The sequence below is a fragment of the Shimia sp. Alg240-R146 genome, from assembly GCF_947331465.1.
In the GTDB taxonomy this organism is placed as follows: Bacteria; Pseudomonadota; Alphaproteobacteria; order Rhodobacterales; family Rhodobacteraceae; genus Shimia.
In genome coordinates, this window is record NZ_CAMZOK010000003.1 from 109,899 (window position 1) to 131,526 (window position 21,628).

Here is a 21,628-nt window from a genome sequence, read left to right on the forward strand (position 1 = left end):
GGCTCGAAGCCGCCTTGCGGCGGTGCAGCGCTAGAATTCGTACCATCAGCCCCAAAGAGGGCTTGTCTTGATGACCGGTCCCAGCCCAAAGCAGACATGGTCAATGAGCACCGAGGGCGGAGAGGAGACCTTCGCTGCGCTGGGTACGGATGGCCGCTTTTCAGCATTTGGCGCTTTATGTCCCGCTCAGCTTGCGAAATCGTGTCGGGGAAATACCAAACCAACTGACAAATGTGCGCCGGAAACTGTTCACTTCGCTAAAGCCAAGGTTATAAGCGACCTCGGCGACAGACATGTCAGTGTCGGACAGAAGTATCCGTGATCTTTCTGCCTGCTCTGTCACGCGCACTTCTTTAAAACTGGTATTCTCGGATTGGAGTTGGCGTTGCAGCTTTCGTACACCGACGCCCAAGGTGTCCGCGACAGTTTCGATGTCTGCGCTTCCCATGGCCAAATTTGCACGCAGAGCGTTTTCGACCACTTCTTTTGTCGAAGCTGGGGTTTGACGCGCACGCACATCACGAATGCCAGTCAATGTCATCGCCAGCCGCTCTTCACTTGAGCGTGGATTTGGGGTTTCAATATCTGACAGAGGGATGGCGATTGCGGCCGCGGATCCCCCCACCCGCACCTCGACATTGTAAATGTATTGCAAAGCCGTCTCAGTACCGCGGTGGGCTTCGGGCAGTTCGATCCAACTTGGCCGCCAGCGGCGTCCGCAGAATTCACGCACAACACTTTGCAAAACAAATGGCAGGTCCTGATCAATCAATTCTGCCCCTGCCGTTCCTCCGAGCATGTTGTCAAAACCAAGAACAAAGTGGTCACCTGCAACCCGATTACGAAGCACAGAGCCACGTTGAATTGAAGGGAGAATCTTCTCGGCGCGGCTCAAAGCCACATCCAATCGGGGCGCGCCGAGCACATATTCCGAATAGGAGCCAAAGGCGGCGTAATTGAAGTCTTCCGTGAGATAGGCACCGATGTGCTTTTCCGACAACTTCAAGCTGGCGGACTGAAGAAACCGTGCTTGCAACCGGTATGGAATGAATACGGGCGAACCTTCCAACACTGTCCGCGACAGGCCCGCTTCCTTCAAAGCAAATTCCGTCACACGCGGCGAAGCGATCCGGTCAAGCAGTTGAAGAGCGGGGCGAAATGCCAAGGTGCTGTGCAGAACGGTGTCCATAAGCGGCAGTTTGTCGTGAAATGATCACTTTTGGAAGTGGCGAAGATCAGTGGGGTAAATTAACTATTTCTCAACAAAGAAACACACAGCAACCGCAAGTTGGAGACCAAAGATGAAACGCCGTTCTATCCTGAAAATTGCTCTCACCAGCGCCCTAATCGCCGCCCTTTCTGTGCCAGTGATCGCCACCGCAGAAACCGCAAAGCCAGTGATCCAAGGTCTGCCGATGGCGGAAAGAACTGTTCCGGTTCCAGTGGGTGTTTCGCCAGAACTGGCAGAACTCATCGGATCTCGACAGGTTGAGACACTCGGCGAAGTCCCTGCAACCACCGACGAGTGGCTTGCACTTCAGTCTGCATTTGACGCGGCGTCTATCGAAGGGGTTGAGCGTCTGCTTGAAATGACTGGCGCGACGTTCACTACCGAAGATATTGCTGGGGTGACAACCTACCGCGTTACACCATCCGAAATTGCGCCACGGTGGGCCGATACAGTTTTTGTACACGTTCACGGCGGAGCCTTTGTTTTTAACGGCGGAAAAGCGGCCATGACGGAAGCGATCTGGCTGGCAAACGGTCTGGGCGTCGAAGTCATTTCTGTTGACTACCGCCGTCCGCCTCTGCACGCATTTCCCGCAGCCACCGATGACGTGATCGCCGTATGGAATGAGGTGATTGAACAATATGACCCCAACCAAATCGCGATGTTTGGCACGTCTGCCGGGGGTAACCTAACTCTTTCCACCGTTTTGCAACTTCGCGACATGGGCGCGCCTTTGCCCGGTGCGATTATGGCTGGCACACCTGCGGTTGATCTGGCGCATGCCTCTGACAGCTGGAAAACGATGGAAGGGCTTGACCCTTTGGGATCGCGTGATGGGGTGATCGAAGGCACATTCGAGGTTTATTCGGACGGTTTGGATCTTGAGGACCCACGCTTGTCCCCTGTCTATGGCGACCTGGACGGATTTCCGGCCACGGTCCTACTAACAGGCACGCGCGACCTGCTTCTGAGTGACACGGTGCGCATGCACAGGGCGTTGCGTACGGCAGATGTAGAAGCTGACCTTCATGTTTATGACGGCCAGTCACACGGTGACTACATGTCCGGACTCTTTGTGGACGCGCCAGAAACGCAAGACGCTCTGCGTGAACTGAACACCTTCTTCGACCTGCATTTGGAGTAAATACCGATGGCTGTCCTCGCAAAATTTCCCCTCCTTTTCACCGAGCGTTTTGCAACTCAATCGGCACACGCGGAACCGGCGCAGGACTTTACCCGGATGCTTGAGGCCGCGACCTATTCGGGACGCATTGAATCAAGCGTGCGCGCATTGGTTGCCAATTCGGTACGCGGTATCCTGACCGCCGTTCATTTCAAACCCGGCGACACGGTCGAAAAAGGTCAGGTTCTTTTTGAAATCGGTCCGCTGGCCTATGAGCAAAAGCTGGCAGCAAACCGAGCCGTCGAAAACCAACGCTTGGTCGAATTGGGAAGCGCAGAAGCCGAAGCGCTTCGAGTGGCGGAGCTTGGTGCGCGGGCAGCTGTTTCCGATCAGGTGGCACAAGATGCCTCTGATCGGCTGGCTTTGGCCAAAGTGGCGCTTGAGGAAGCACAGGCAAACCGCGCGTTGGCCGAGCTCGAACTGGCCTCAACCAAAATTAGGGCGCCGATTTCCGGGAAAATCGGATTGTCCAACAAGTTTGTCGGCACTTATCTGGACACGGAAAATGGACAGGCGCTGGCGCAGATTGAGCATACCGATACGGTACGTGTTGTCTATGGAATGCCCTACAAGACGTTGATTGCACTCGATAGATCGTCGCCAGAAGGACTGGATGCCCTGATGCAAAGTTTTCAGGTAGATCTGTATTTACCTGGCAATGACCAACCTTTGGCAAAAGGTGGCCGTCTGCTGTTTTCCGAAAGCGCCTTGGTGGCCGACGAAACCTTGCGAGTCTGGGCAGAAATACCCAATTTCGAACGAGGCCTGATCCCCGGTTTGCACGTCGACGTCAAAGTAACCTTGCCAAACTGATGCGAGGTCGCCCGCGAAGGGCGGCCTGCCAATAATTCTATGTAGGAGCTGTCTCATGGCCCGTTTCAGCGAGCAAATAAACACATTGAAATACCTGTTCATCGCGGTTGCCGCAATTCAACTTGTCACTGCCGCCTCGGGCACCATCGTTGCGCTCTACTTTGCCGAAACCGGCGCCTCGCAGGAAATTGCCTCGTTGGCGCCTGCAGCATATTCCCTCGGGTTCCTCATTGGCTGTTTCTTTATTGCCAACTGGATTTCCAACATTGGTCACATACGGGCCTTCTCGGCAGCCGCGGCCATTTGTACTGCCTCGGCCTTGCTGTTTTCGGTCATCGACCATGAGCAGACGCTTTTGTTTGTGCGCCTTATGACCGGCATCGCCACGGCGGGGTTGTTTGCAATCGGTGATGCATGGATCAGCGAGTCGGTCGACAAGTCTTCTCGGGGTCGGTTGCTGGCCGTCTTTGCAATTGTTCTCGGCATAATGTCTGTGCTCAGCCAGGTCATTGTGATCATCACACCCGACGATCTGAACCAAGCATTTGTGTTGATTTCCTTGCTTTATTGCTTGGCCATCGTGGTTATCGCTGCGGCGCCGACCACGCCACCGCAGGGAAAGGAAAAGGCCAATGTGCGTGTAAAGGCGCTCTTCAAAGATGCTCCAACCGCCGCATTTGGGGCGCTTGCAGTGGGCATGGTTTCTACTGTTTTTCTGAACGTCGTTCCCTACCGCGCAGCAATAATAGGCATCGATACCGTGGACGTGGCCGTCGGCATAGCAACCATCTACGTGGGACGTATCCTGTTTCTGTATCCTTTAGGGCAGTTGTCCGATCGCATGGATCGGCGTCGGATCATTCTTGTGGCGTCTGCTGTTGCCACAGGTGCGCTTTTGACATTCGCCATTTTTGCAACCGGTGATGGCGTACGTCATGCAAACATGGTTGGCACACCCTTCTACGCGGCAGTACTTGCGGGACTGGTCCTGCTTGGAGGCTCGATGCTGACCCTCTATTCGCTGCTGCTTGCGCATGCGATGGACCGAACCGTTCCAGTCTATGTTGCGTCCAGCGCTGTCACGATGCTTTTCGTTTTTACCATCGGCGGGATCATTGGGCCGCTCCTGACGAGCGCGGCTTCCGCTGTCTTCGCCGATAGGGCCATGGGGTGGATGCTTGTCATCGTTATGGCCAGTTTCACCCTGCTGACAGCTGTTCGGATCAAACGTGTCGAACCGGCAGCAAAAGCAGAACAAACCACATTTAAGGCCACCGAAACCACAAGCCTTGAATCGGCGCCTACGCAAAAACGCTAAGACTGGAGCACACTCATGCATTCCGCTTTCTCAATTATTCTGCGCAACGAAAAGGCGACGCTTCTGATTTGGTTGGTCTTTGTCGCCCTGACGTTTGCCGGAGATCTCATCAAACCGACAGCCATGGGATCAACTATGTCATGGCTTTTGCTGGGCGGCATTTTCGGCGTTATGCTCGCCGCGGTGTTCCGTGTGGTGCATCACGCAGAATGTCTGGCAGTGATTTTCGGCGAGCCCTATGGCACGCTGATCCTGACTTTGTCGGTCATCGGCATCGAAGTCGCTCTCATCACCGCTGTTATGTTGACGGGAGACAACAACCCAACACTCGCGCGCGACACAATGTTCTCGGTTCTGATGATCGTGATGAACGGGTTGGTCGGCCTAAGCCTTTTGATTGGCGGTCTCCGCCACGGTTTGCAGGTATTTAATCTGAGTGGAGCAAATGCTTATTTGGTTGTGCTTTTGCCGGTGGCCATCGTCAGCCTTGTGTTGCCAAGTTTCACGACCTCAGCCCCTGGTGGCGGTCTTTCTGCGCTACAAACTGTATTCATGATCTCAATGTCCGTCGTGCTCTATGGGATTTTCCTCGTATATCAGACAGCAGGTAAACCCGAAATTTTCCGCCAACCGGTCGAAGAGCTTCCCACAACAGCCGGATCTGACGCGCACCACCTTGAGACAAAAGGCATTGTATTTCATGTTCTTTGGCTGGTTCTGGCGATGCTGCCATTGGTCCTGATGTCTAAAAAGCTGGCTTTGTTTGTCGATTTCAAATTGTTGGAATTCGGTGCCCCGGTCGCGCTTGGTGGCTTCTTGGTCGCGGCTATGATCCTGACACCCGAAGCGCTTGCCGCCCTGGATGCTGCGCGGGCCAATAAGTTGCAACGGGCCGTGAACATTTGCCTGGGTTCGGCCTTGGCGACCATCGGTCTAACAGTGCCCGCTGTTCTGATCGCGGCGCATATGGTCGGGTTGCCGATCGAACTTGGGCTCGGCGGCGCGGAAATCGTACTCTTGGCTTTGACGCTCGGGATCAGCATCCTAACCTTTGTCGGGACACGTACAAACGCGCTGCAAGGCGTTGTGCATCTCGCCGCCTTCATGACCTACGTATTTTTGATTTTCGACAGCTAAAAGGCTGAACAGTTCAAAGACCATTGCTGCGCTCGAGTTCAGATTCGGACGTCGCTCAAAAGGAAAAGAGAAATGACCTCAAGACGTGAATTCCTGCAATCTTTGCCATCCCTTGGCTTGATGATGGCCACCACAAGCCTCACCACATTGACAGCGGGTCATGCATTCGCAAAAAGTAAGGTCGCGCCGACTGATACCTCACATCACCGCCCCTTGTCCTATCGAGGGAGTTTCGACGACAACCGTGTTGAGTTCGCCAACGGCGGTATCGCAAATGGCGACTATGTGGACTGGCTGTCTGGCCAACCCAATGAGGCGACGATTTTTGAACCGCAAGAGGGCGTGTGGTCAATTGTCGGCTATATGCTTGGCAACTTTACCTTTGTGCAGAGCGAGACCGGGCTCATCGCTTTTGATGCCGGAAGCAACATCGGAATGGGCCGCGACATCCTCGCATTGCTGCGCACCCGCACAAAGTTGCCCATTGTGGCGATCATCTATTCCCACCACCATTATACAGCAGGAGCGCGTGCCTATGCCGAAGATCGCGGTGCCGACCTGCCGATCTATGGACACCCAGATGTCGACAGGAATTTGTTACTGACGGCGGGTGAACTTGGCCCCATGCAGTTCCGCCGAGCCAGTCTTCAACTCGGCTTCTACTTGCCGCACGACGGGCCAGACGCTTACGTTGGCCCAGCAGAGCCAACGTTTGACGATCCTGAACTTCAGGCCAATGGACATTTGCCAGTGACGCATCCAGTTTCCGACGGTGAAGAGGTGGTGATTGATGGTCGCCGCGTTATTTTCCATCACGCAGTTGGCGACACAAGGGACAGCCTGATCGTGCATTTCCCGGACCAAGACCTTGTCTTGCACAACACAAACGTCACGCCGATGGCCTTTTCCATGTACACGCTGCGCGGAGATTTCTATCGTGCGCCAGATGACATGATCGCTTCCATTGACAAGATGCGCGCGATCCGGCCTGGCGTGCTGGTTGGATGCCACGGCGTTCCGCTCTTCGGCGATGAGGCTTACGAGGTGATGACCGCACATCGCGATTACTACGCATTCATCTACAACCAATCCATTCGCGCCATCAATCAGGGTATGACACCTGAACAGATGGTAGAAACTATTCAGATCCCAGACCATCTTGCCGCGCACCCGTGGCTCTATCCGGGATATGTCGAACATGAGTACAACATCCGGGGCATATACCGGGGTATCGTGGGGTGGTTTGCCGAAGATACCGCTGACCTACACCCGCCAACAGACGCAGAACTTGGTAACGTGATGATCGAAGGGTTTGGTGGTGTGGATGCCGTTATTGAACGGGCGAGAGAGGTATTCGATCAAGGTAAATACAATCTCACGGCAAAACTCATGAGCTTTGTTATTGGCGCAGATCCGTCCAACGGCGAAGCCCGTCAACTGAAAGCCGACGCCTCGCGAGCCATGGGGCAAACCGCTCAGGCGGGCATTCAGGCGCGCAATTTCTTTCTCACACACGCGCGGCATCTGGAAGGCAAACTGGATTGGACGCAACCTCCTGAAATCGGATTTTTCACCCTTCCTGGTGTTGATCTCGTGATGTCCACGCCGCCAGGCACATACCTCAAGCTGTTGCAGTTCAATGTGGATCCAGTGGGTAGCGCCAATGTTAACGCAGTCGCCAAATTCAATTTCACCGATTTGGGGCAATCCTGGGCCGTACATGTCCGCCGTGGTGTTGTGGAAATCACCGAAACCGTTCCGGAAACAGTCGACGTGACCATCGAGTTTGACCGTAAGACCTGGGCACAAATTGCGCTGCGGCAGATGTCATTGGCCGACGCCGTGCAAAGAGGAATGGCAGCGGTATCTGGCGATCAATCCGAAATGGCGGCGATTTTGGGATCGTTTGACAAGATTCCCACAGCTCAACCCGAACCAGAACTGATGAATGGGTAAGGTTCTACAAGATGTTGCGAAGTGTTGAAACGGCATCACCTCGCAACATCTTGGGAAGGCATCGGATCCGCAATTCGCAACTCAGGTTGTAAAAGCGGTCATTCGCTTTGAGGCATGTGAATGTCAGCTCTGGGCCGTTCGCGACGCCTCGGAGCAATTGCCATAGATGTCAGCTAAGCGCAGATTGCGACCTTTGCAAAGTCTCGGCGTTTCCCCGAAGCAGACTTTGAAGCCGACTGCGGCGAAATTCCACTTAGAGCCCAAACTTACCAATGCCGCATGATGCCCCAATGACAGCAACGCGCAGAGAACGGACTTTGCAAAGTCGCGCGGACGGCCCGGAACGATCATTGGGCAATCCCTTCAGGAATGTCCGGTATATGTCTCCTGCAAACGTAACCGAGCTGTTCAGTTGGCCAGCTTCATTGGCTATAGCAGGTTAGCTCGATGGTCAAACGTAGGTCACTGCCCCTTGGAGCGCAGACTTTCGATCTCTTGAGCCATGTCTTCCGTCAGTTCATGGATAGCGCTCTTTAACGATCCCCGGTGCAGTTCAACCCGCAGGGCGGTGACGTTTGCTTGAAAACGCCGAGCAAGACGATCCGGGTCGGCATTTGATGGCAGCTCTCCCGCCTCACGCGCCTCTGAGAAGGCCGTCGCAAATTCTTCCCGCATCTGGTCGAGGTAGATCTGAGTCGCCTCAGCGATCTTCGGGTCCGTCGTCTTTGTATCCACAAGCGTCTTGGTGAGCATGCATGCCTGACGCGAGGCGTCTTCCGGGGCGAGGTCGGCGTATGATCGAAAATGCCCGGCCAGCCCAGCAAGCGGGGATGCAGCCCTTGCCATGTGATCGCGGAACCCCTGGCGGGAGCGTTCGAAATACCGCTGTAGCGACAGCAGGTAGAGGTTCTCTTTGCTGTCAAAGGCGGCATAGATGCTGCCCGGCTTCAGCTTCAGGGCGGCTTCCAGATCCTTCAGGGACGTCGCGTGATAGCCCTTGCGCCAGAACAGGGTCATGGCGACCTCAAGGGCGGCGTCCCGGTCATAGCTGGCGGTGCGGGCCATGGATCAGTCCTTCATTTTGGCAAGTTGGGTCAGAATGCTGGTGTAGTTTTCCACCCCTTGTGCGCCGGTGACAAGATGCTGGCTGTCAAAGATCACCGCGGGCACGCCCTGAATACCCTGTTTCAGCCAGAACGTTTCATGTGTGCGGACCTCGTCGGCGTGGCGCTGGTCCTGCAGAACGGCCAGTGCCTGAGCCCGGTCCAGCCCGACCTCGCCCGCCACATCGGCCAGGACCGCGATATCGGACAGGTCGCGCCGGTCGGTGAAATGGGCGGCGAAAAGCGCCTGCTTCAAATCAAGCACCCGCCCCTGTTCGCGGGCCCAGTGGAGCAACTGATGCGCGTTGAAGGTGTTGTGCATCCGCATGTCGTCGCTAAAGCGGAACGGGAACCCCAATTGCTCACCAATGGTGGTCATCTGGCGGCGGGATTGCTCGGACTGTTCGGGCGTGGTGCCGTATTTTTCGATGATATGTTCGCGCAGGTTCTGTCCCTCGGGCGGCATCTGCGGGTTCAGCTCGAACGGGTGCCAGTGAAGCTCATGGGCTGTACCGGTGTCTTCCAAGGCCCGCGCCAACTGGCGGTAGCCGATCACGCACCAGGGGCACATGACGTCGGAAACAATGTCAATCCGTAGGGAGTTGTTCATGATAGGTTCCTTCAGACGTGCCCAAGGACGGTGCGGTCACCCCGTAGCCAGAGGCGTAAATCGTTGATGTCGAAGGCCAGTGAAAACAGGTTCGCGGCCAGCAGGATCGTCAGATAGGTATCATAGGCACCCGTTGCTACAGGTCTGGCGAAGATCAGGATAAGCACCAGCGGTGTCCAAAAGAAGACATGCCCACCCGAGACCAGCTTCGAAAACCCGCGATGCAGGACCAAGGTGGTGATGCTGGCCAGCATTCCACCAATGGCCAACGTGGCGATCAGGATGCCTTTGGGTTCGGACATAAAGGCGAAGCTGGCCATGTTGATGGGCCCCAGAAGAAGGCTCATCCAAAGAATGACCCATGTCGGCAGCGCCCGAAACGAGCGCCAGATGTCGGCAAACAAAGAGAGCTTGGCATTAGTGTTCATTCATGGGCTCCTTGGAAGAAAGGGCGGCCGGATACCGGCCGCCCCGCGAGGATCATTCAGCCGCGACGGCGGGTTTCTTTTCCCAGGCGAATTTCTGGAACACTTTATCGACCGGGGTCTGGGCAAAGTGGTTGGTGTAGTTCGACATCACCTTCTGAGACACGCCCAGGATCACTTCCAGGATGTTGCGGGGCTCGAAGCCCGCGTCGAGGAAGGCTTGGGTGTCGGCATCATCCACGAAACCGCGATTGCGGACGACCAGCAGGGTGAAATCACGCAGCGCTTCAAGTTTGGCTGTGGGCAGCGGAGTTTCGTTGCGCAGGGCTTCGGTGATGGCGTCATCGACCTTCATCATCTTGGCGATGCCGGTGTGGGCGGGCACGCAGTAATGGCAGTTCTGCTCGACGTTGACGGCCTGCCAGACCACGGTCTTTTCCTCATCCGTCAGGCTGGTGGCCAGGAACTGCTGATGGGCAAAGTTATAGGCAGCCAAAAGCGGCGGAGCGTCGGCCATCGTGCCGTGCAGACCGGGAATGCGGCCGTTGTTCTTCAGCGAGGTTTCCAGCAGCGGCTTGCCAGCCTCGGGAGAGGTTTCAATGGTGTGGATGGTAAAGTCAGCCATGGGATTTCCTTTCGTTCATGGAGAGTTGAGACAGGGTCAGCCGAACGGGCTGTAGCCCAGCCAGGTGTGGATCTGGCCGACCACCCACAGGGCGATCACGCTGGCCAGTAAGAAGGCGCCGTCCCAGATGATGGTGCCGCGGGGGCGGGCAACCCAGGGGCCTTCGGCGCGATTGGTTGCAAGTTTGGAAACCGGCACCCAAAGCAGCAGGCCTCCGAACAGCAGAATCGAGGCCAGGTCGCCATTGACCAGCAAATGGGCGACAGCCCAGAGCGCGAAGCCGGTCAGCATGGGATGACGCACCCCATTCAGAATCACGCCGCGCTTGGCCGCCGGAGTGAAGAAGAAGATCGCGACCAGAACCAGCAGGTTGTTTGCATGGGTCAGGTAGGCAGGTGGGCTCCAGACATGGACGAATGGCGTTGCGCGAAAGCCGATGGTCATCAGTGCGACCGAGATCAGCACTGCGACGGCCACCAGCCGCCACCCGGTTGTGCCTAGGGCGGCCCGGGTGTCGGGGGCGATGCGTTTGAACAGGTGCGCGGCCCACCAGAGGGCGATGCCAAAGATAAGAAGGATCCAGCTCATTGGTATGTTCCGAGTGAGGGTTAGATTTTGGCGGGATTGATGCCCATGCGGACCATCTTCTCGCTCATGCGGATGGCGAGTTTGGCCGGGGTCAGACCCATCATGCGGATCATCAGACTGTTTCGGCGGCCCGGTACGACGGCAAAACGACTTCCAAGCGCATTCAGACCTGCGGCCGCAACGTCAGCCGGTTCCATGCCCTTGAGCGGCATCTTCGACCAGTCCACGCCATTATCGGCAACCATGGGTGTATTGGTCAGGCCCGGAGACAGCACGGATACGTCGACGCCCTTGGGGCCAAGTTCGCCATGCAGGGCCGCGCCCAGGTTCAGGACATAGCCCTTTGCGCCAGAGTAATTGGCGAAATAGGGGAATGCTGCGTGCCCCGCCATCGACGAGATCAACAGGATGCCGCCTTTGCCGCGCGCGACCATGTTTCGGCTGAAGTGGTGGGTCAGTTCGAAGGTGGACAGCACATTGATACGCAGGGACTGTGCCTCTTTCGCGGCATCTGTCTTTTCGAAGGCGCCATTGACCTCCATGCCCGCGCCGGGGATCAGCAGGCCGATTTCCTCGTCCACGGATTTGACGGCTGCAATCCCTTCATCGGTGGCCAGATCTGCCACGATGTATTTGGCCTGAATACCGTGCATGGACTGCAGGTCAGCAACCTTGGCTTTCAACTCGGCCTCCTTGCGGGCCACGACGACCACGTTCAGCCCCTTGGCTGCGACCTGGTCGGCCAGTTCGGCTCCAATGCCCGAGGTTCCCCCGGTGATCAGAGCCCAGTCTCCGTATTTTTCTTTGAACGGTGTGGCCATCGTTTCGAATCCTTTGTTCGTTTGGCGTTGGAGGATGAATAGATATTCTTGAGTGATCGCTCAACATTATTCCTGAGCGATCACTCAAATGTGAGATCAGCTGCGCAAAATGGCGATCAGTCGCGGCCGGATCAGGGTGGTCATGACCAGCGCCATGGCCAGACCGATGGGGAAGGATGTCACAAGTGCGTTCCACCAGAGGTCCGCGAAGATTTGGGTGTCGCCAAACCCGGCGGTGGTTCCGGCGGTGATCACCGCCATCAGGGATTGCATGACAAAGGCCATGATGATGCCGAGCACGAGGTTCTGGCCCAGGGGCGAGATTTTTGGCAGGGCTGCCTCGATTACCCGGGCCAGAAGGCCCATCACGATCAGGGCAAATGGCATCAGGACAAAGAGGGCCTTCAGGAACGAGACGCTCCAGTCGGCAAGGAATGCGTTGCCAAATCCGGTGTTGGCCCATGTCATGACCCCGGTCAGGATCGCCGCGACCGGTGCCATGACGGAAAGGGCGATGGCGATCTTGGTCGGGGTGGAACGTTTGGTTCCGGGTGCGGTGGTGTACGTGCTGTCGGTCATTTTGGTTCTCGCATGTTTGGGAAACGAAGGCCGGGCAATGAGCCCGGCCAGTTTGGGAGGTTGGGAATACTGGGTGCCGTTGGCACGTCAGGTCCAGGCAGCGACCAATGTGGTGTTGCGGCGGCGCAGCCAGGCGTTGACCATGGCCAATCCCATAACAATCAGGGTGACAACCGGCGGTTTGGACTGGAACGGCAGAACTTCAGCCGGAACATTCGGGTGCAGGTGGACATAGACCGCCACCAGCATGATCACGACGATCACAAGGTTGGTCAGGTAGAAAACCGCATCCGCGAATTGCCCCTGCAGGCGACGCCCCAGGATAAAGAAACCCAACAGGACAAGGCCGACAGAGATTTCACCGGCTTGTCCGGCAAAAGCCGACAACCTCGGGAAGGGCAGCTCGCTCAGCGCGATCTGCTGGGCGAACATGTTGGTGAAGGGCATGAAGAATTTGGCCACCCCGCCCAGTAGCAGGAAGGATCCCATCACCCCACTGAGAACACGTTCGGCATTTTGTGACGCTGTCCCGCCTGAGCGGCGAATAACCAACCAGGCCACACCGGTGACGCCCAGAACGATCCCGATCAGGATGGCTTCGCGGAGGATTTGTTCGGTATTCATATCGAGGTTCCTTTTGGAGGTCTCCGGTCAGCGAAATTTGGCCGGAAGGTAATGAAAGGGGTGCGAGACAAAGCCCTGGCCAAGGTCACGACGCAGGGCTTGCCGTCGCTCGGTGATCTCCAGCCGGTAAAGCGCCGAGCGGATCATCAGTTCCGCCAGGACGTGGATGGCTGAGTTGGCGGCATGGGTGACGCTGTGTTTCATGGCTTTTGCCTTCTCTCGCGCTGGAGTTTCCGGTTTACGCGGCGCGACCGCGCCAAAAGTCGACGGACAGGTAATGCTGGATGGCGTATTGGCCGTGAGCCTCGTGCTCTTCGTCGCTCATGTCGGGCGACCAAGTGTTGGGTTTGAACCCTTCATCGGGTTCGGTCCCTGCCAGGTGGTTGGTGTAGTTCGACAGGACCTTGAGGCTGATCCCGACGATTACTTCCAGCATGGTCTGGCGCGTGTAGCCCGCCGCCAGGAAGCCCTCGATCTGCGCCTCAGACGGATAGCCGCGGGTGTCATTGACGACGGTGGCAAAGCTGCGCAGCGCCTCGAGCTTGGGGTCTTTCAGCGGCTTGCCGGTGCGCAGGGCCTCGATCACGTCGATATCGACCTTGACCATCTGGGCGATGGTCGTGTGGGCGGCCATGCAATAGGTGCATTCGTTCAAACGGCTGATGGTCAGCAGGATGACCTGGCGTTCGGTCTCGGACAGTTTCGTTTTCTGGAAGATCTGGCTGAGGGTCACATAGGCCTCAATCATCGCCGGCGCCTCGGCCATGTTGGCCAGAAGGTTGGGCGTATAGCCGTATTTCTGGGTCGCCATTTCAAGGATCGGCTTCGAGCCTTCGGGGGCAGTTTCTACGGTGTGGGTGGTGAATTTGGTCATGGGGTGGCTCCTAACATCGGCGCTTGAGTTTATACCGTTCGGTTTAATCTATATGATAGTTTGTACCGACCGTTCAAGGCTGTTTTTGCGGAGAACCGTTTGAATCGCGTTAACCTTTGATTTCACGCGGATTAAAACTTCTGAGCGCTGGCAAATTCCGGCCCCTAATTCGGATTTTGTTGAATGGCCGGTATAAAAGCCTATGTTTGAGGCGACTCAGTAGACGAAAGATCCTTCCATGCCGTGGGAAAAAGCATTCGACACCGATGAGGCCTTGGAGCGGGCCGCCGACGCCTTCATGGCGAAGGGGTATGAAGCAACGTCAATTACCCATTTGACCAAGGGGATGGGGATCAACAAGGGCAGCCTCTACAACGCTTTCGGCAGCAAGAAAGAGCTGTTCAAAGAGGTCCTGACCAAATTCGTGCGCGACAACCAGGGGCCGCTGTTGGCGCAGTTGGCGGCGCTGGATGATCCAATTGCCGCGATCGCGACCCTATTCGACTCCGTAGTGGCGCAGGGGCTGACCGATTCCGAGAAAAAGGGAAACCTGATCATCAACACGGCGCTGGAGATGCCCAACCATGATGAGGACGTGCAAGAAATTGTCCGGGGTGCGCTGGACAACCTCGAACAGTTTTTTCTGGTCCTTGTGCAACGCGGCAAGGACCAGGGGCGCATTCCCGAAACCATCGTGGCAGAGGACGCAGCCCGCTCTCTGGTCTCATTGACCGTTGGTATCCGGGTTCTGGCGCGCGGGGCATTTGACGGCAACCAGATGCTGTCGATCAAGGCCAACGCCTTGCGCCTTGTCGGGAACTGAAGGGTGCCGGGCACATCTCAGGACGTGGCTGATATTTTGGTAAATTCCAGGAATGCACTGACACCTGCCGACCGGGGTTCCTTCCAGCAGCAGATCAGGTTCCGTTTCAGTTCGTGATCTTCGACCTCAAGGACATGCAGATCATCGCTGACCAGGCTTTTCGGAAAGAGGCCGACACCCAACCCCGCACGGACAAGATCCAGGGCGCGCTGATCCTGCGAGGTGCGATAGGTTACCTTGGGACGGATGTTTTGCTGTGACAAAAGCTGTCCGAAGACCTTGCGGTATTCGCAATGCCTACGCGCGATGAAGGGGAGGTCATGCAGCGTGGTGAGTGGAGCCGATTTCTGCTCAGCGAGGCGGTGGTCTTGCGCCGTGGCAATGACATAGTGCTCGGTCGACAGAACGTGTTTTTCCCAGGAAGGCGGCAGATTTTCGTCTCCTGTGTCGGCCAGGAACACGATATCTTGCCGTCCGTTGGCCAACTGGTCGATCAATGTCTGACTGTTGTCTTCCCAGACCTTGAGGCGGACAAAGCCATGGTTGCGCCGGAACTGCTCCAGCGTGGCGGCCAGGGAGGGCAGATCCATCGTGTCGCAGATACCTATGGACAGCACCTCGCGCTCGGCCGTCTGTTTCAGGGCCGAGCGAACAGTCTCGCATTCACCGACGATGGTCTTGGCGCTGGCCATCAGGCGATGGCCTTCTGACGTCAGGGTGACCTGCCGAGCCAACCGATTGAACAGTTGCACCCCAAGATCATCCTCAAGCTTACCTATGGCCGTGGACAGCGCGGGTTGAGACACATGCGCCCGGGCAGCCCCTTTTGAGAAACTGCCGGTTTCGGCCACGGCGAGGAATTGTTCGAGCTGTCTGAGGTTCACGTCATACACATCATGTATATCAGAGATCAAAACTATAAATTGGATAAATGAAAAGGCGTCGGGTAGTCAAGAGACATGGCCACCAAAAGGACACGCCCCATGACCCAGACCGCCCTTGTCATTGGCGCCGGAGACAATCTCGGCTCTGCGATTGCCCGCAGGTTTGCGCGGGAAGGTCTGCATGTGGTGGCCTCTCGTCGGCGAGGAGATTTGTCGCCTCTGATTGACGAGATCGAAACTGCTGGCGGGCAAGCCACTGGGGTGCATTCCGATGCGCGGGATGAAGATGCGGTCAAGCAGGTGGTCGCAGAAGCCGAAGATATAGGCCCCATCGCGGCATGTGTCTTCAACGTCGGCGGTAACGTCCGCTTCCCCATCACCGAGACCACGACCCGTGTGTATCGCAAGGTTTGGGAGATGTGCGCGCTGGCCGGGTTCCTGGTGGGCCGAGAGGTTGCGGGACGCATGAAAGAGCGTGGCGAGGGCACCATCCTGTTCACCGGCGCCTCGGCCTCGCTGCGTGGCAATGCCGGGTTCGCAGCCTTTGCCGGGGGCAAACACGCCTTGCGGGCTCTGGCCCAGAGCATGGCACGAGAGCTTGGCCCAGAAGGGGTGCATGTGGCCCATGTCATCATCGACGGGCTGATCGACAATCCGAACACCAAAGACCTGTTCCCCGCGATGTTCGAGGCCCGTGGTGAAGACGGCATCCTGAAGCCTGACCACATCGCCGAAGCCTATTGGCAGCTGCACGCCCAACCCCGGACCGCCTGGAGTTTCGAGATGGACCTGAGGCCCTTCAAGGAACCCTGGTAACCCCTGCCACAAGGAAAGACCCATGACAAAATCATTCGATTTCTATTTCGACTTCGCGTCGCCCTATGGCTATCTGGCCAGCCGCAAGGTGGGGGCGCTCGCCGCAGCCATCGGGCGTGACGTGAACTGGCGGCCCTTCCTGATCGGCGCGGTCTACAAGGCGCATGGCGGGGCTCCTTTGGCCCATCCCTTAAAGAGCGACTATGTGTTCAAGGACGTGTTCAGACGCGCTCGGATCGACGGCGTGGAGGGCATGCAAATGCCCGCGAATTTCCCGACCAGTTCCGTGCCGCCCTCGCGCTTGACCTATTGGGTGGAACGCGAAGCCCCCGAAAAGACGGGCGCCTTCGTTGAGGCGGCTTACAAGGCCTACTGGATTGAGGGACGTGATACCGCCGACCCGAATATCGCGCTCGACGCTGCTGAAAGCATTGGCTTTGACCGGGATGAAGCGATGGCGGGTGCACAGGATCAAGCCATCAAGGATCGTCTGCGGGAGGTGACCGAAACTGCACTGGAACGCGGCGTCTTCGGTTCGCCTTTCATTCTGATTGATGGGGAGCTCTTCTGGGGCGGAGACCGCTTCGCGGATATCGAGGCGCTTTATGGCTGATGCAATGACAGCCCAAAGGCCGGGTAAGTTGCACTATGCGTGGATCGTTGCAATCGCTGGCGGCGTGGCCACCTTCTGCGGTTTGGGGCTGGCGCGTTTTGCGTTCGGAATGCTCCTGCCGTCTATGTCGGCATCGCTGGGCCTGGACTACGGCCAGAGCGGCGTGCTGGGCTTCGCCTATCTGATAGGCTATCTGGTCGCCGTTACCCTGGTGCCGGTTGTCCTGCGCCGATTTGGAAACCGCATCACAACCAGCGCCAGCCTTGTCCTCATCGCAGCCACCATGCTGGGCATTGCGCTTGGGCAGGACTTCCTGCTTCTGTGGCTGCTCTATGCTTTGACCGGTGTCGGCAGCGGCGGCGTGATCGTGCCAGTGATGAGCCTGGCCTCGCATTGGTTCCACCCCTCCCACCGAGGCCTTGCGGCGGGCATCCTGATGTCTGGCCCCGGATTGGGCGTGATCATCTCCGGGTTTGTCGTGCCGAAACTCACCCCCATGGCCGGGTTCGAAACATGGCAATTGGGCTGGCTGTTGTTCGCGGCCATATCGGCGGGCGTCGCTGTTCTAGCCTTTGCCCTGTTGCGTGACCGTCCCGACGACATTGGCGCCGATCCCTTTGGACGCGCCATGGAAGACCACACGGCCATCCGGGTTGAAATGAGCCGGAGGACCAAGCTTCGGATGCTGATCCACATGGGTCTGATCTTCGCCCTCTACGGTGCGACCTACATGGCCTATGTCACCTTCATCGTCACCAGCATGGTCGATACCTATGGCATGTCGCCCGAGGATGCCGGGAGCCTTTGGGCGGGGTTCGGGTTCCTCAGCCTGTTTTCCGGCATCCTGTTCGGATCAATCTCTGACCGTTTGGGCCGCCGCGCCGGGATGGCACTGGCCTTTGGGGTTTTGGCAACCGCCTATCTTCTGGTCGGCTTCGGCGCGTGGATGCCCGGCCTTTACCTGTCGATCCTGCTGTTCGGCCTGGCCGCCTGGAGCATTCCGGTGATCATGTCCGCCTCTGCAGGGGATTATTTCGGCCCGGCAGGAGCCGCGAACGCCCTTGCCGCCCTGGTGTTCGTGTTCTCGGCTGGTCAGGCCGCCGGGCCGCTGCTTGCGGGCTATCTGGCCGACCTGACGGGGGATTTCACCCTCGGCTATGCCGCGGCAGGCCTCATCGCCCTTTTGACCATTCTCCTGATCCGGGCATTGCGGCCACCGCCAGTGTCCGGGTGATCCGGCCTATCGACATTCAACACGAAAGAGACCACCCCATGCCCCTCAAAGCCATCGCCTTCGACGCCTACGGAACCTTGTTCGACGTCTATTCCGTCGGTGCCCTTGCAGAAGATCTGTTCCCCGGAAAAGGTGCCCAGCTGGCCACCATCTGGCGCGACAAGCAGATCGAATACACGCGCCTGCGCAACATGTGCGAACAGTATGCGGACTTCTGGCAGGTGACGGGCGATGCCCTGGACTATGCCTGCGAGGCATTGGAGCAGGACCTGACCCCGGACGCGCGCGACCGCCTGATGGGGCAATATGCCGAACTCTCGGCCTTTCGGGAAAACGCCGAACAGCTGAAACGCCTACAAGGCGCTGGCATAGCCATGTCAATCCTGTCGAACGGAACGCCCTGGATGCTGGATCAGGCTGTGAAGGCCTCGGGCCTTGAGGGGTATTTCGACCATGTACTCAGCGTCGACACGGTCAAACGCTTCAAGACCGCACCAGAAGCCTACCAGATGGGGCCAGATACCTTCGACTGTGACGCCGGAGAGATCCTGTTTGTCTCTTCCAACTGCTGGGACATCTGCGGCGCCACCTGGTTCGGATACCGGACCATCTGGCTCAACAGATACGGGCTTCCCCTGGAGCGCCTCGGCGTCGAGCCTCATCGCATTGGTTCCTCCCTGCAGGACGTGGCGGACTATGCCGTTGAGCTGATCACCTGAAACAAAACTCAAACCAAGGAGAATTCCATGCCCGTCATCCGCGTTGAGGTACCCGAAGGCACCGACTATGACACCAAAACCCGTATCCGCGAAGGTGTGAAACAGGCCGTGCTCGACACGCTTGCCCCCAAGGAAATCAAGTACGACTATGTCGCCGTGCGCGAAGCATTTGGCATTCTGGGCGATGGTCTGCCACTGGTCACCGTCGATCTGCGCCCTGGTCGGGATGCGGGTCGCAAGAAGGCTCTGACCGATGCCATCGCGGACATCTTGCAACAAGAACTGAATTCCGATCCTATCGATCTCTATGTCCTCTTCCGGGAAAATCCCGCCGAGAACCACTACACCGGGGGAACTCCATTGCCGGATTGGGTGCCGGCTGATCAGTAGACGACTTACCGAAAGCGGTCATTTGTGCAGCTCGCAGCAAGTGACCGCTCTCCACCCTTGCTGTTTTTCGCTGCTGTCGCAAAGCGTGCAATGCGGTCGTTCGTTTCGAGGGGGCAACGGCCGTTTTGTCCGCTTAGCAGCCATGCGAAACTCTCTTCGTGGATGTCCGCTTTTTGCACCATGAAGCAATGGAGCCGAGTCCGCTTTGGGCTGGGAGCTGACCTCCGGGAACAAATGCGCTCTCCAAAGTGCGCATGAAAATCTCCGAAGGCCGAGCCAACGGCGGCTCTGCGCAGAAAGCGCGCTTTGCAAATTCAATGCCCCACAGTTGCATTGGCGCAGTCACCACGACGATGGATCTAACTGGAACAGCATTGAAAGCTGCTGGTAGACCTCCGGCTCTTCTCGTTTGAGAGATGTTGGCCTTTCAAAGAAAACCTCAACCGATACGGCGAAAAACTCTTCGTAGCCTTCTGCGCCATAGGCGTCGATCACGGTCGCGTGCCCCTTTTGAACGAGCTGAACATGCTTGTTATATGCTGTGTCGAACACACGGGCCCATTCCGAAAACTTTTGTTTTGGGCCAAGGTTTGGCACCCCATCAGTGCGCCCTGACAAGTCATCGATCTGATGGGCGAACTCATGGAACACGACGTTGTGTCCATCCGCGTCGTTTGCCGCTCCTTGCTGGGAATGGGACCAGGACAAGATGACCGGGCCACGCGACCAGCTTTCCCCCGTTCGAACGATTTCGCGTTCAATCACGACATAGCCATTGTGCTGTGTTTGCCTCGATTTGAAAGCGCCGGGGTAGACCAGAACAGTTGTCAGATTGTCATACCAAGTATCGCTATTCACGACCAAGAGGCAGGCCTGAGCGGCTATGGAAACTCTAATTTCATCAGTAATTTCCAGCCCGTTGCAGCCGGTGAACCGAACCTGGTCCAGAAACCGGTTAATCTTGCCTTCCAGTTTGTCGCGCAAATCTATGGGTATTCTGGACGCAATAGGGACCTGTTCTGCTAAAATTGCGCGATGATCTGCAGACATGGGCTGTGAAAGAAGGCGTTGCAGGCGCTGACGGTTTGACCAGTATCTGGCTATCAAAGCGAATACGCCTAGGGCCATCACAAAAAAGAAGACTGCCATCCGTGCGAACCTCTACCTGCATGAATCGATCTCCTGAATACGGCAGATTGGGTGGCAACAAAACCATACAGATAAAGCCGTCCGAAAATCGGGCGCTGCTTGCATCACGCAGCCATTCGCCACATTGCGCGACATTCGGCATGGTTGTCCAAACGACGGCTGTCAGCGTTGGGTTCAACTGATCGGCTTTCCGCCGTTTCTAAACGAAGCGCTTCTTCACCGAGGAAAAGGCGAGGCTCCTTCAACTTGCGGAGTTTTCGTCGGCCAACACTGAATCAAACGGCAGCCATCTCCCGTTAGCACGGCGGTTTCTCAAGTTGTTCAGACTTGCTCGGAACAATCCCAGCAAAGATCGGGGAATATCCGGGGAGTAGCGCTTGCTTCACCCCATAAAGGCAATAAAATACTAATTATATTTAGAATTTGGTGCGGTCGAGAAGACTCGAACTTCCACGGGTGTTACCCCACAGCGACCTCAACGCTGCGCGTCTACCAATTCCGCCACGACCGCACTTGCCCTGGTGGGTGAGGGGCTAATACCCACCCTTTGCAGGGAAGTGAAGCGAAAAATTCATCGATTTCACATTTTGTTGGCGGCGTCGCGCCGCCGTATCCGCGCCATCAGAAACAGCGCAATCACCAAGGCTGCGATCAAGCCTGTCGCAACGCTTATCTCGACCTGGGCCAGCAGTACTCTGTGCATAATCCGGCCCGGCAGAAGCGTCAGTGCCCCCGCGATTCCCAGCGCCCAAAACGCCATTCCGCGCATCGCCGCTGCATGCCCCTGAAAATCCCCAGCCCAAGCGGCGCGCAGGCCGCTCCACAATCCCAGAAAAGTCAGAACCGACAAGAGGTGGATGGGTGAAAACGGCCCCATCACCTCAAAACCTGTGATCCAAAAAGAAGACCCCGCAGTCACGCCCATCGCCAACACCCAGCAATAGCCCAACCTCTTATGCCACGCCCCGCGCCGGCGCGGCATAATTTGCACCGGCGCCAAACAGATCGCAACAACGGCGGCGACCACGTGAACATGCGTGGCGAAAGACGCCTCAATCAATGGAGTTAACGTTGCCATTCAGACTTATCCCTGCGTAAACAAATGTCACGACA

25 protein-coding genes and 1 tRNA gene are annotated in these 21,628 nt (G+C 57.1%); 11 read left to right on the top strand and 15 right to left on the bottom strand.

Features of this window, described 5'->3' with window-relative positions:
- Positions 1-175: 175 nt before the first annotated feature.
- Positions 176-1,189 (bottom strand): helix-turn-helix transcriptional regulator, encoded by a 1,014-nt coding sequence (locus PG871_RS16115; RefSeq protein ID WP_270731072.1) that lies wholly within the window; start codon positions 1,187-1,189, stop codon positions 176-178.
- 112 nt (positions 1,190-1,301) lie between these two features.
- On the opposite strand from PG871_RS16115, the gene PG871_RS16120 reads away from it, so the two are divergent.
- The 5 genes from PG871_RS16120 to PG871_RS16140 all read left to right on the top strand — a co-directional run bounded on the left by PG871_RS16120 (position 1,302) and on the right by PG871_RS16140 (position 7,638).
- On the top strand, positions 1,302-2,375 hold the full coding sequence (locus PG871_RS16120; RefSeq protein WP_108890975.1) for an alpha/beta hydrolase: 1,074 nt from the start codon (positions 1,302-1,304) through the stop codon (positions 2,373-2,375).
- A gap of 6 nt (positions 2,376-2,381) precedes the next feature.
- Positions 2,382-3,227: an efflux RND transporter periplasmic adaptor subunit gene (locus PG871_RS16125; RefSeq protein WP_108890976.1), complete on the top strand. Its 846-nt coding sequence runs from the start codon at positions 2,382-2,384 to the stop codon at positions 3,225-3,227.
- 55 nt (positions 3,228-3,282) lie between these two features.
- On the top strand, positions 3,283-4,545 hold the full coding sequence (locus PG871_RS16130; protein WP_108890977.1) for an MFS transporter: 1,263 nt from the start codon (positions 3,283-3,285) through the stop codon (positions 4,543-4,545).
- Between the two features lie 15 nt (positions 4,546-4,560).
- Entirely contained in the window at positions 4,561-5,682 is a 1,122-nt protein-coding gene (locus PG871_RS16135; RefSeq protein WP_270731075.1) for a calcium:proton antiporter, read from the top strand.
- A 72-nt stretch (positions 5,683-5,754) separates the two neighbouring features.
- The gene (locus tag PG871_RS16140; protein WP_270731076.1) at positions 5,755-7,638 is read left to right on the top strand and encodes an alkyl sulfatase dimerization domain-containing protein; all 1,884 of its coding nucleotides are present in this window, start codon (positions 5,755-5,757) and stop codon (positions 7,636-7,638) included.
- A gap of 462 nt (positions 7,639-8,100) precedes the next feature.
- Here PG871_RS16140 and PG871_RS16145 read toward each other — a convergent pair whose 3' ends face one another.
- The 10 genes from PG871_RS16145 to PG871_RS16190 all read right to left on the bottom strand — a co-directional run bounded on the left by PG871_RS16145 (position 8,101) and on the right by PG871_RS16190 (position 13,887).
- On the bottom strand, positions 8,101-8,703 hold the full coding sequence (locus PG871_RS16145) for a TetR/AcrR family transcriptional regulator (protein ID WP_270731077.1): 603 nt from the start codon (positions 8,701-8,703) through the stop codon (positions 8,101-8,103).
- Positions 8,704-8,706: 3 nt separating this feature from the next.
- Positions 8,707-9,351 carry a DsbA family oxidoreductase gene (locus tag PG871_RS16150; RefSeq protein WP_270731079.1) on the bottom strand — a complete coding sequence of 215 codons (645 nt, stop codon included), beginning with the start codon at positions 9,349-9,351 and terminating at the stop codon, positions 8,707-8,709.
- 11 nt (positions 9,352-9,362) lie between these two features.
- Complete coding sequence (locus PG871_RS16155) at positions 9,363-9,779, bottom strand: hypothetical protein (protein ID WP_270731080.1); 417 nt, start codon at positions 9,777-9,779, stop codon at positions 9,363-9,365.
- A gap of 52 nt (positions 9,780-9,831) precedes the next feature.
- Positions 9,832-10,401, bottom strand: a complete 570-nt coding sequence (locus PG871_RS16160) for a carboxymuconolactone decarboxylase family protein (protein WP_270731082.1) — start codon at positions 10,399-10,401, stop codon at positions 9,832-9,834.
- Between the two features lie 36 nt (positions 10,402-10,437).
- Positions 10,438-10,989, bottom strand: coding sequence for an NnrU family protein (locus PG871_RS16165; RefSeq protein WP_270731083.1), 552 nt, complete (start codon positions 10,987-10,989; stop codon positions 10,438-10,440).
- Positions 10,990-11,009: 20 nt separating this feature from the next.
- Entirely contained in the window at positions 11,010-11,810 is an 801-nt protein-coding gene (locus tag PG871_RS16170; protein WP_270731085.1) for an SDR family NAD(P)-dependent oxidoreductase, read from the bottom strand.
- 96 nt (positions 11,811-11,906) lie between these two features.
- Entirely contained in the window at positions 11,907-12,389 is a 483-nt protein-coding gene (locus PG871_RS16175; RefSeq protein WP_270731087.1) for a DUF2798 domain-containing protein, read from the bottom strand.
- An 87-nt stretch (positions 12,390-12,476) separates the two neighbouring features.
- Entirely contained in the window at positions 12,477-13,013 is a 537-nt protein-coding gene (locus tag PG871_RS16180; RefSeq protein WP_270731089.1) for a hypothetical protein, read from the bottom strand.
- Between the two features lie 27 nt (positions 13,014-13,040).
- The gene (locus PG871_RS16185; RefSeq protein ID WP_270731091.1) at positions 13,041-13,217 is read right to left on the bottom strand and encodes a hypothetical protein; all 177 of its coding nucleotides are present in this window, start codon (positions 13,215-13,217) and stop codon (positions 13,041-13,043) included.
- Positions 13,218-13,251: 34 nt separating this feature from the next.
- The gene (locus PG871_RS16190; protein ID WP_270731093.1) at positions 13,252-13,887 is read right to left on the bottom strand and encodes a carboxymuconolactone decarboxylase family protein; all 636 of its coding nucleotides are present in this window, start codon (positions 13,885-13,887) and stop codon (positions 13,252-13,254) included.
- 238 nt (positions 13,888-14,125) lie between these two features.
- Between PG871_RS16190 and PG871_RS16195 the strand changes: the two genes are divergently transcribed.
- A complete protein-coding gene (locus tag PG871_RS16195; RefSeq protein WP_270731094.1) occupies positions 14,126-14,710 on the top strand; it encodes a TetR/AcrR family transcriptional regulator in 585 nt (194 codons plus the stop codon).
- 17 nt (positions 14,711-14,727) lie between these two features.
- Here the strand turns inward: PG871_RS16195 and PG871_RS16200 are convergent, their stop codons facing one another.
- A complete protein-coding gene (locus PG871_RS16200) occupies positions 14,728-15,603 on the bottom strand; it encodes a LysR family transcriptional regulator (protein WP_270731095.1) in 876 nt (291 codons plus the stop codon).
- A gap of 90 nt (positions 15,604-15,693) precedes the next feature.
- On the opposite strand from PG871_RS16200, the gene PG871_RS16205 reads away from it, so the two are divergent.
- The 5 genes from PG871_RS16205 to PG871_RS16225 are packed head-to-tail and all read left to right on the top strand — an operon-like array spanning position 15,694 to position 19,366.
- Positions 15,694-16,410 (top strand): SDR family NAD(P)-dependent oxidoreductase, encoded by a 717-nt coding sequence (locus tag PG871_RS16205; protein WP_270731097.1) that lies wholly within the window; start codon positions 15,694-15,696, stop codon positions 16,408-16,410.
- A 22-nt stretch (positions 16,411-16,432) separates the two neighbouring features.
- Positions 16,433-17,023: a 2-hydroxychromene-2-carboxylate isomerase gene (locus PG871_RS16210; RefSeq protein ID WP_270731099.1), complete on the top strand. Its 591-nt coding sequence runs from the start codon at positions 16,433-16,435 to the stop codon at positions 17,021-17,023.
- Entirely contained in the window at positions 17,016-18,257 is a 1,242-nt protein-coding gene (locus PG871_RS16215; RefSeq protein ID WP_270731101.1) for an MFS transporter, read from the top strand. Before PG871_RS16210 ends, PG871_RS16215 begins: the two co-directional genes overlap by 8 nt.
- 38 nt (positions 18,258-18,295) lie before the next feature.
- Entirely contained in the window at positions 18,296-18,976 is a 681-nt protein-coding gene (locus tag PG871_RS16220; RefSeq protein WP_270731103.1) for a haloacid dehalogenase type II, read from the top strand.
- 27 nt (positions 18,977-19,003) lie between these two features.
- Complete coding sequence (locus PG871_RS16225) at positions 19,004-19,366, top strand: tautomerase family protein (RefSeq protein WP_270731105.1); 363 nt, start codon at positions 19,004-19,006, stop codon at positions 19,364-19,366.
- Between the two features lie 342 nt (positions 19,367-19,708).
- Here PG871_RS16225 and PG871_RS16230 read toward each other — a convergent pair whose 3' ends face one another.
- The 3 genes from PG871_RS16230 to PG871_RS16240 form a co-directional block, all read right to left on the bottom strand.
- Positions 19,709-20,515, bottom strand: coding sequence for a zinc-dependent peptidase (locus PG871_RS16230; RefSeq protein WP_270731106.1), 807 nt, complete (start codon positions 20,513-20,515; stop codon positions 19,709-19,711).
- A gap of 424 nt (positions 20,516-20,939) precedes the next feature.
- A tRNA-Leu gene (locus PG871_RS16235) sits at positions 20,940-21,026 on the bottom strand.
- A 69-nt stretch (positions 21,027-21,095) separates the two neighbouring features.
- On the bottom strand, positions 21,096-21,593 hold the full coding sequence (locus PG871_RS16240) for a DUF2306 domain-containing protein (RefSeq protein WP_270731108.1): 498 nt from the start codon (positions 21,591-21,593) through the stop codon (positions 21,096-21,098).
- Between the last annotated feature and the right edge of the window lie 35 nt (positions 21,594-21,628).

Coding starts and splice junctions, on each gene's coding strand:
- PG871_RS16115 (WP_270731072.1), bottom strand. CDS start 1,189: ATGGACACCGTTCTGCACAGCACCTTGGCATTTCGCCCCGCTCTTCAA.
- PG871_RS16120 (WP_108890975.1), top strand. CDS start 1,302: ATGAAACGCCGTTCTATCCTGAAAATTGCTCTCACCAGCGCCCTAATC.
- PG871_RS16125 (WP_108890976.1), top strand. CDS start 2,382: ATGGCTGTCCTCGCAAAATTTCCCCTCCTTTTCACCGAGCGTTTTGCA.
- PG871_RS16130 (WP_108890977.1), top strand. CDS start 3,283: ATGGCCCGTTTCAGCGAGCAAATAAACACATTGAAATACCTGTTCATC.
- PG871_RS16135 (WP_270731075.1), top strand. CDS start 4,561: ATGCATTCCGCTTTCTCAATTATTCTGCGCAACGAAAAGGCGACGCTT.
- PG871_RS16140 (WP_270731076.1), top strand. CDS start 5,755: ATGACCTCAAGACGTGAATTCCTGCAATCTTTGCCATCCCTTGGCTTG.
- PG871_RS16145 (WP_270731077.1), bottom strand. CDS start 8,703: ATGGCCCGCACCGCCAGCTATGACCGGGACGCCGCCCTTGAGGTCGCC.
- PG871_RS16150 (WP_270731079.1), bottom strand. CDS start 9,351: ATGAACAACTCCCTACGGATTGACATTGTTTCCGACGTCATGTGCCCC.
- PG871_RS16155 (WP_270731080.1), bottom strand. CDS start 9,779: ATGAACACTAATGCCAAGCTCTCTTTGTTTGCCGACATCTGGCGCTCG.
- PG871_RS16160 (WP_270731082.1), bottom strand. CDS start 10,401: ATGGCTGACTTTACCATCCACACCATTGAAACCTCTCCCGAGGCTGGC.
- PG871_RS16165 (WP_270731083.1), bottom strand. CDS start 10,989: ATGAGCTGGATCCTTCTTATCTTTGGCATCGCCCTCTGGTGGGCCGCG.
- PG871_RS16170 (WP_270731085.1), bottom strand. CDS start 11,810: ATGGCCACACCGTTCAAAGAAAAATACGGAGACTGGGCTCTGATCACC.
- PG871_RS16175 (WP_270731087.1), bottom strand. CDS start 12,389: ATGACCGACAGCACGTACACCACCGCACCCGGAACCAAACGTTCCACC.
- PG871_RS16180 (WP_270731089.1), bottom strand. CDS start 13,013: ATGAATACCGAACAAATCCTCCGCGAAGCCATCCTGATCGGGATCGTT.
- PG871_RS16185 (WP_270731091.1), bottom strand. CDS start 13,217: ATGAAACACAGCGTCACCCATGCCGCCAACTCAGCCATCCACGTCCTG.
- PG871_RS16190 (WP_270731093.1), bottom strand. CDS start 13,887: ATGACCAAATTCACCACCCACACCGTAGAAACTGCCCCCGAAGGCTCG.
- PG871_RS16195 (WP_270731094.1), top strand. CDS start 14,126: ATGCCGTGGGAAAAAGCATTCGACACCGATGAGGCCTTGGAGCGGGCC.
- PG871_RS16205 (WP_270731097.1), top strand. CDS start 15,694: ATGACCCAGACCGCCCTTGTCATTGGCGCCGGAGACAATCTCGGCTCT.
- PG871_RS16210 (WP_270731099.1), top strand. CDS start 16,433: ATGACAAAATCATTCGATTTCTATTTCGACTTCGCGTCGCCCTATGGC.
- PG871_RS16215 (WP_270731101.1), top strand. CDS start 17,016: ATGGCTGATGCAATGACAGCCCAAAGGCCGGGTAAGTTGCACTATGCG.
- PG871_RS16220 (WP_270731103.1), top strand. CDS start 18,296: ATGCCCCTCAAAGCCATCGCCTTCGACGCCTACGGAACCTTGTTCGAC.
- PG871_RS16225 (WP_270731105.1), top strand. CDS start 19,004: ATGCCCGTCATCCGCGTTGAGGTACCCGAAGGCACCGACTATGACACC.
- PG871_RS16230 (WP_270731106.1), bottom strand. CDS start 20,515: ATGGCAGTCTTCTTTTTTGTGATGGCCCTAGGCGTATTCGCTTTGATA.
- PG871_RS16240 (WP_270731108.1), bottom strand. CDS start 21,593: ATGGCAACGTTAACTCCATTGATTGAGGCGTCTTTCGCCACGCATGTT.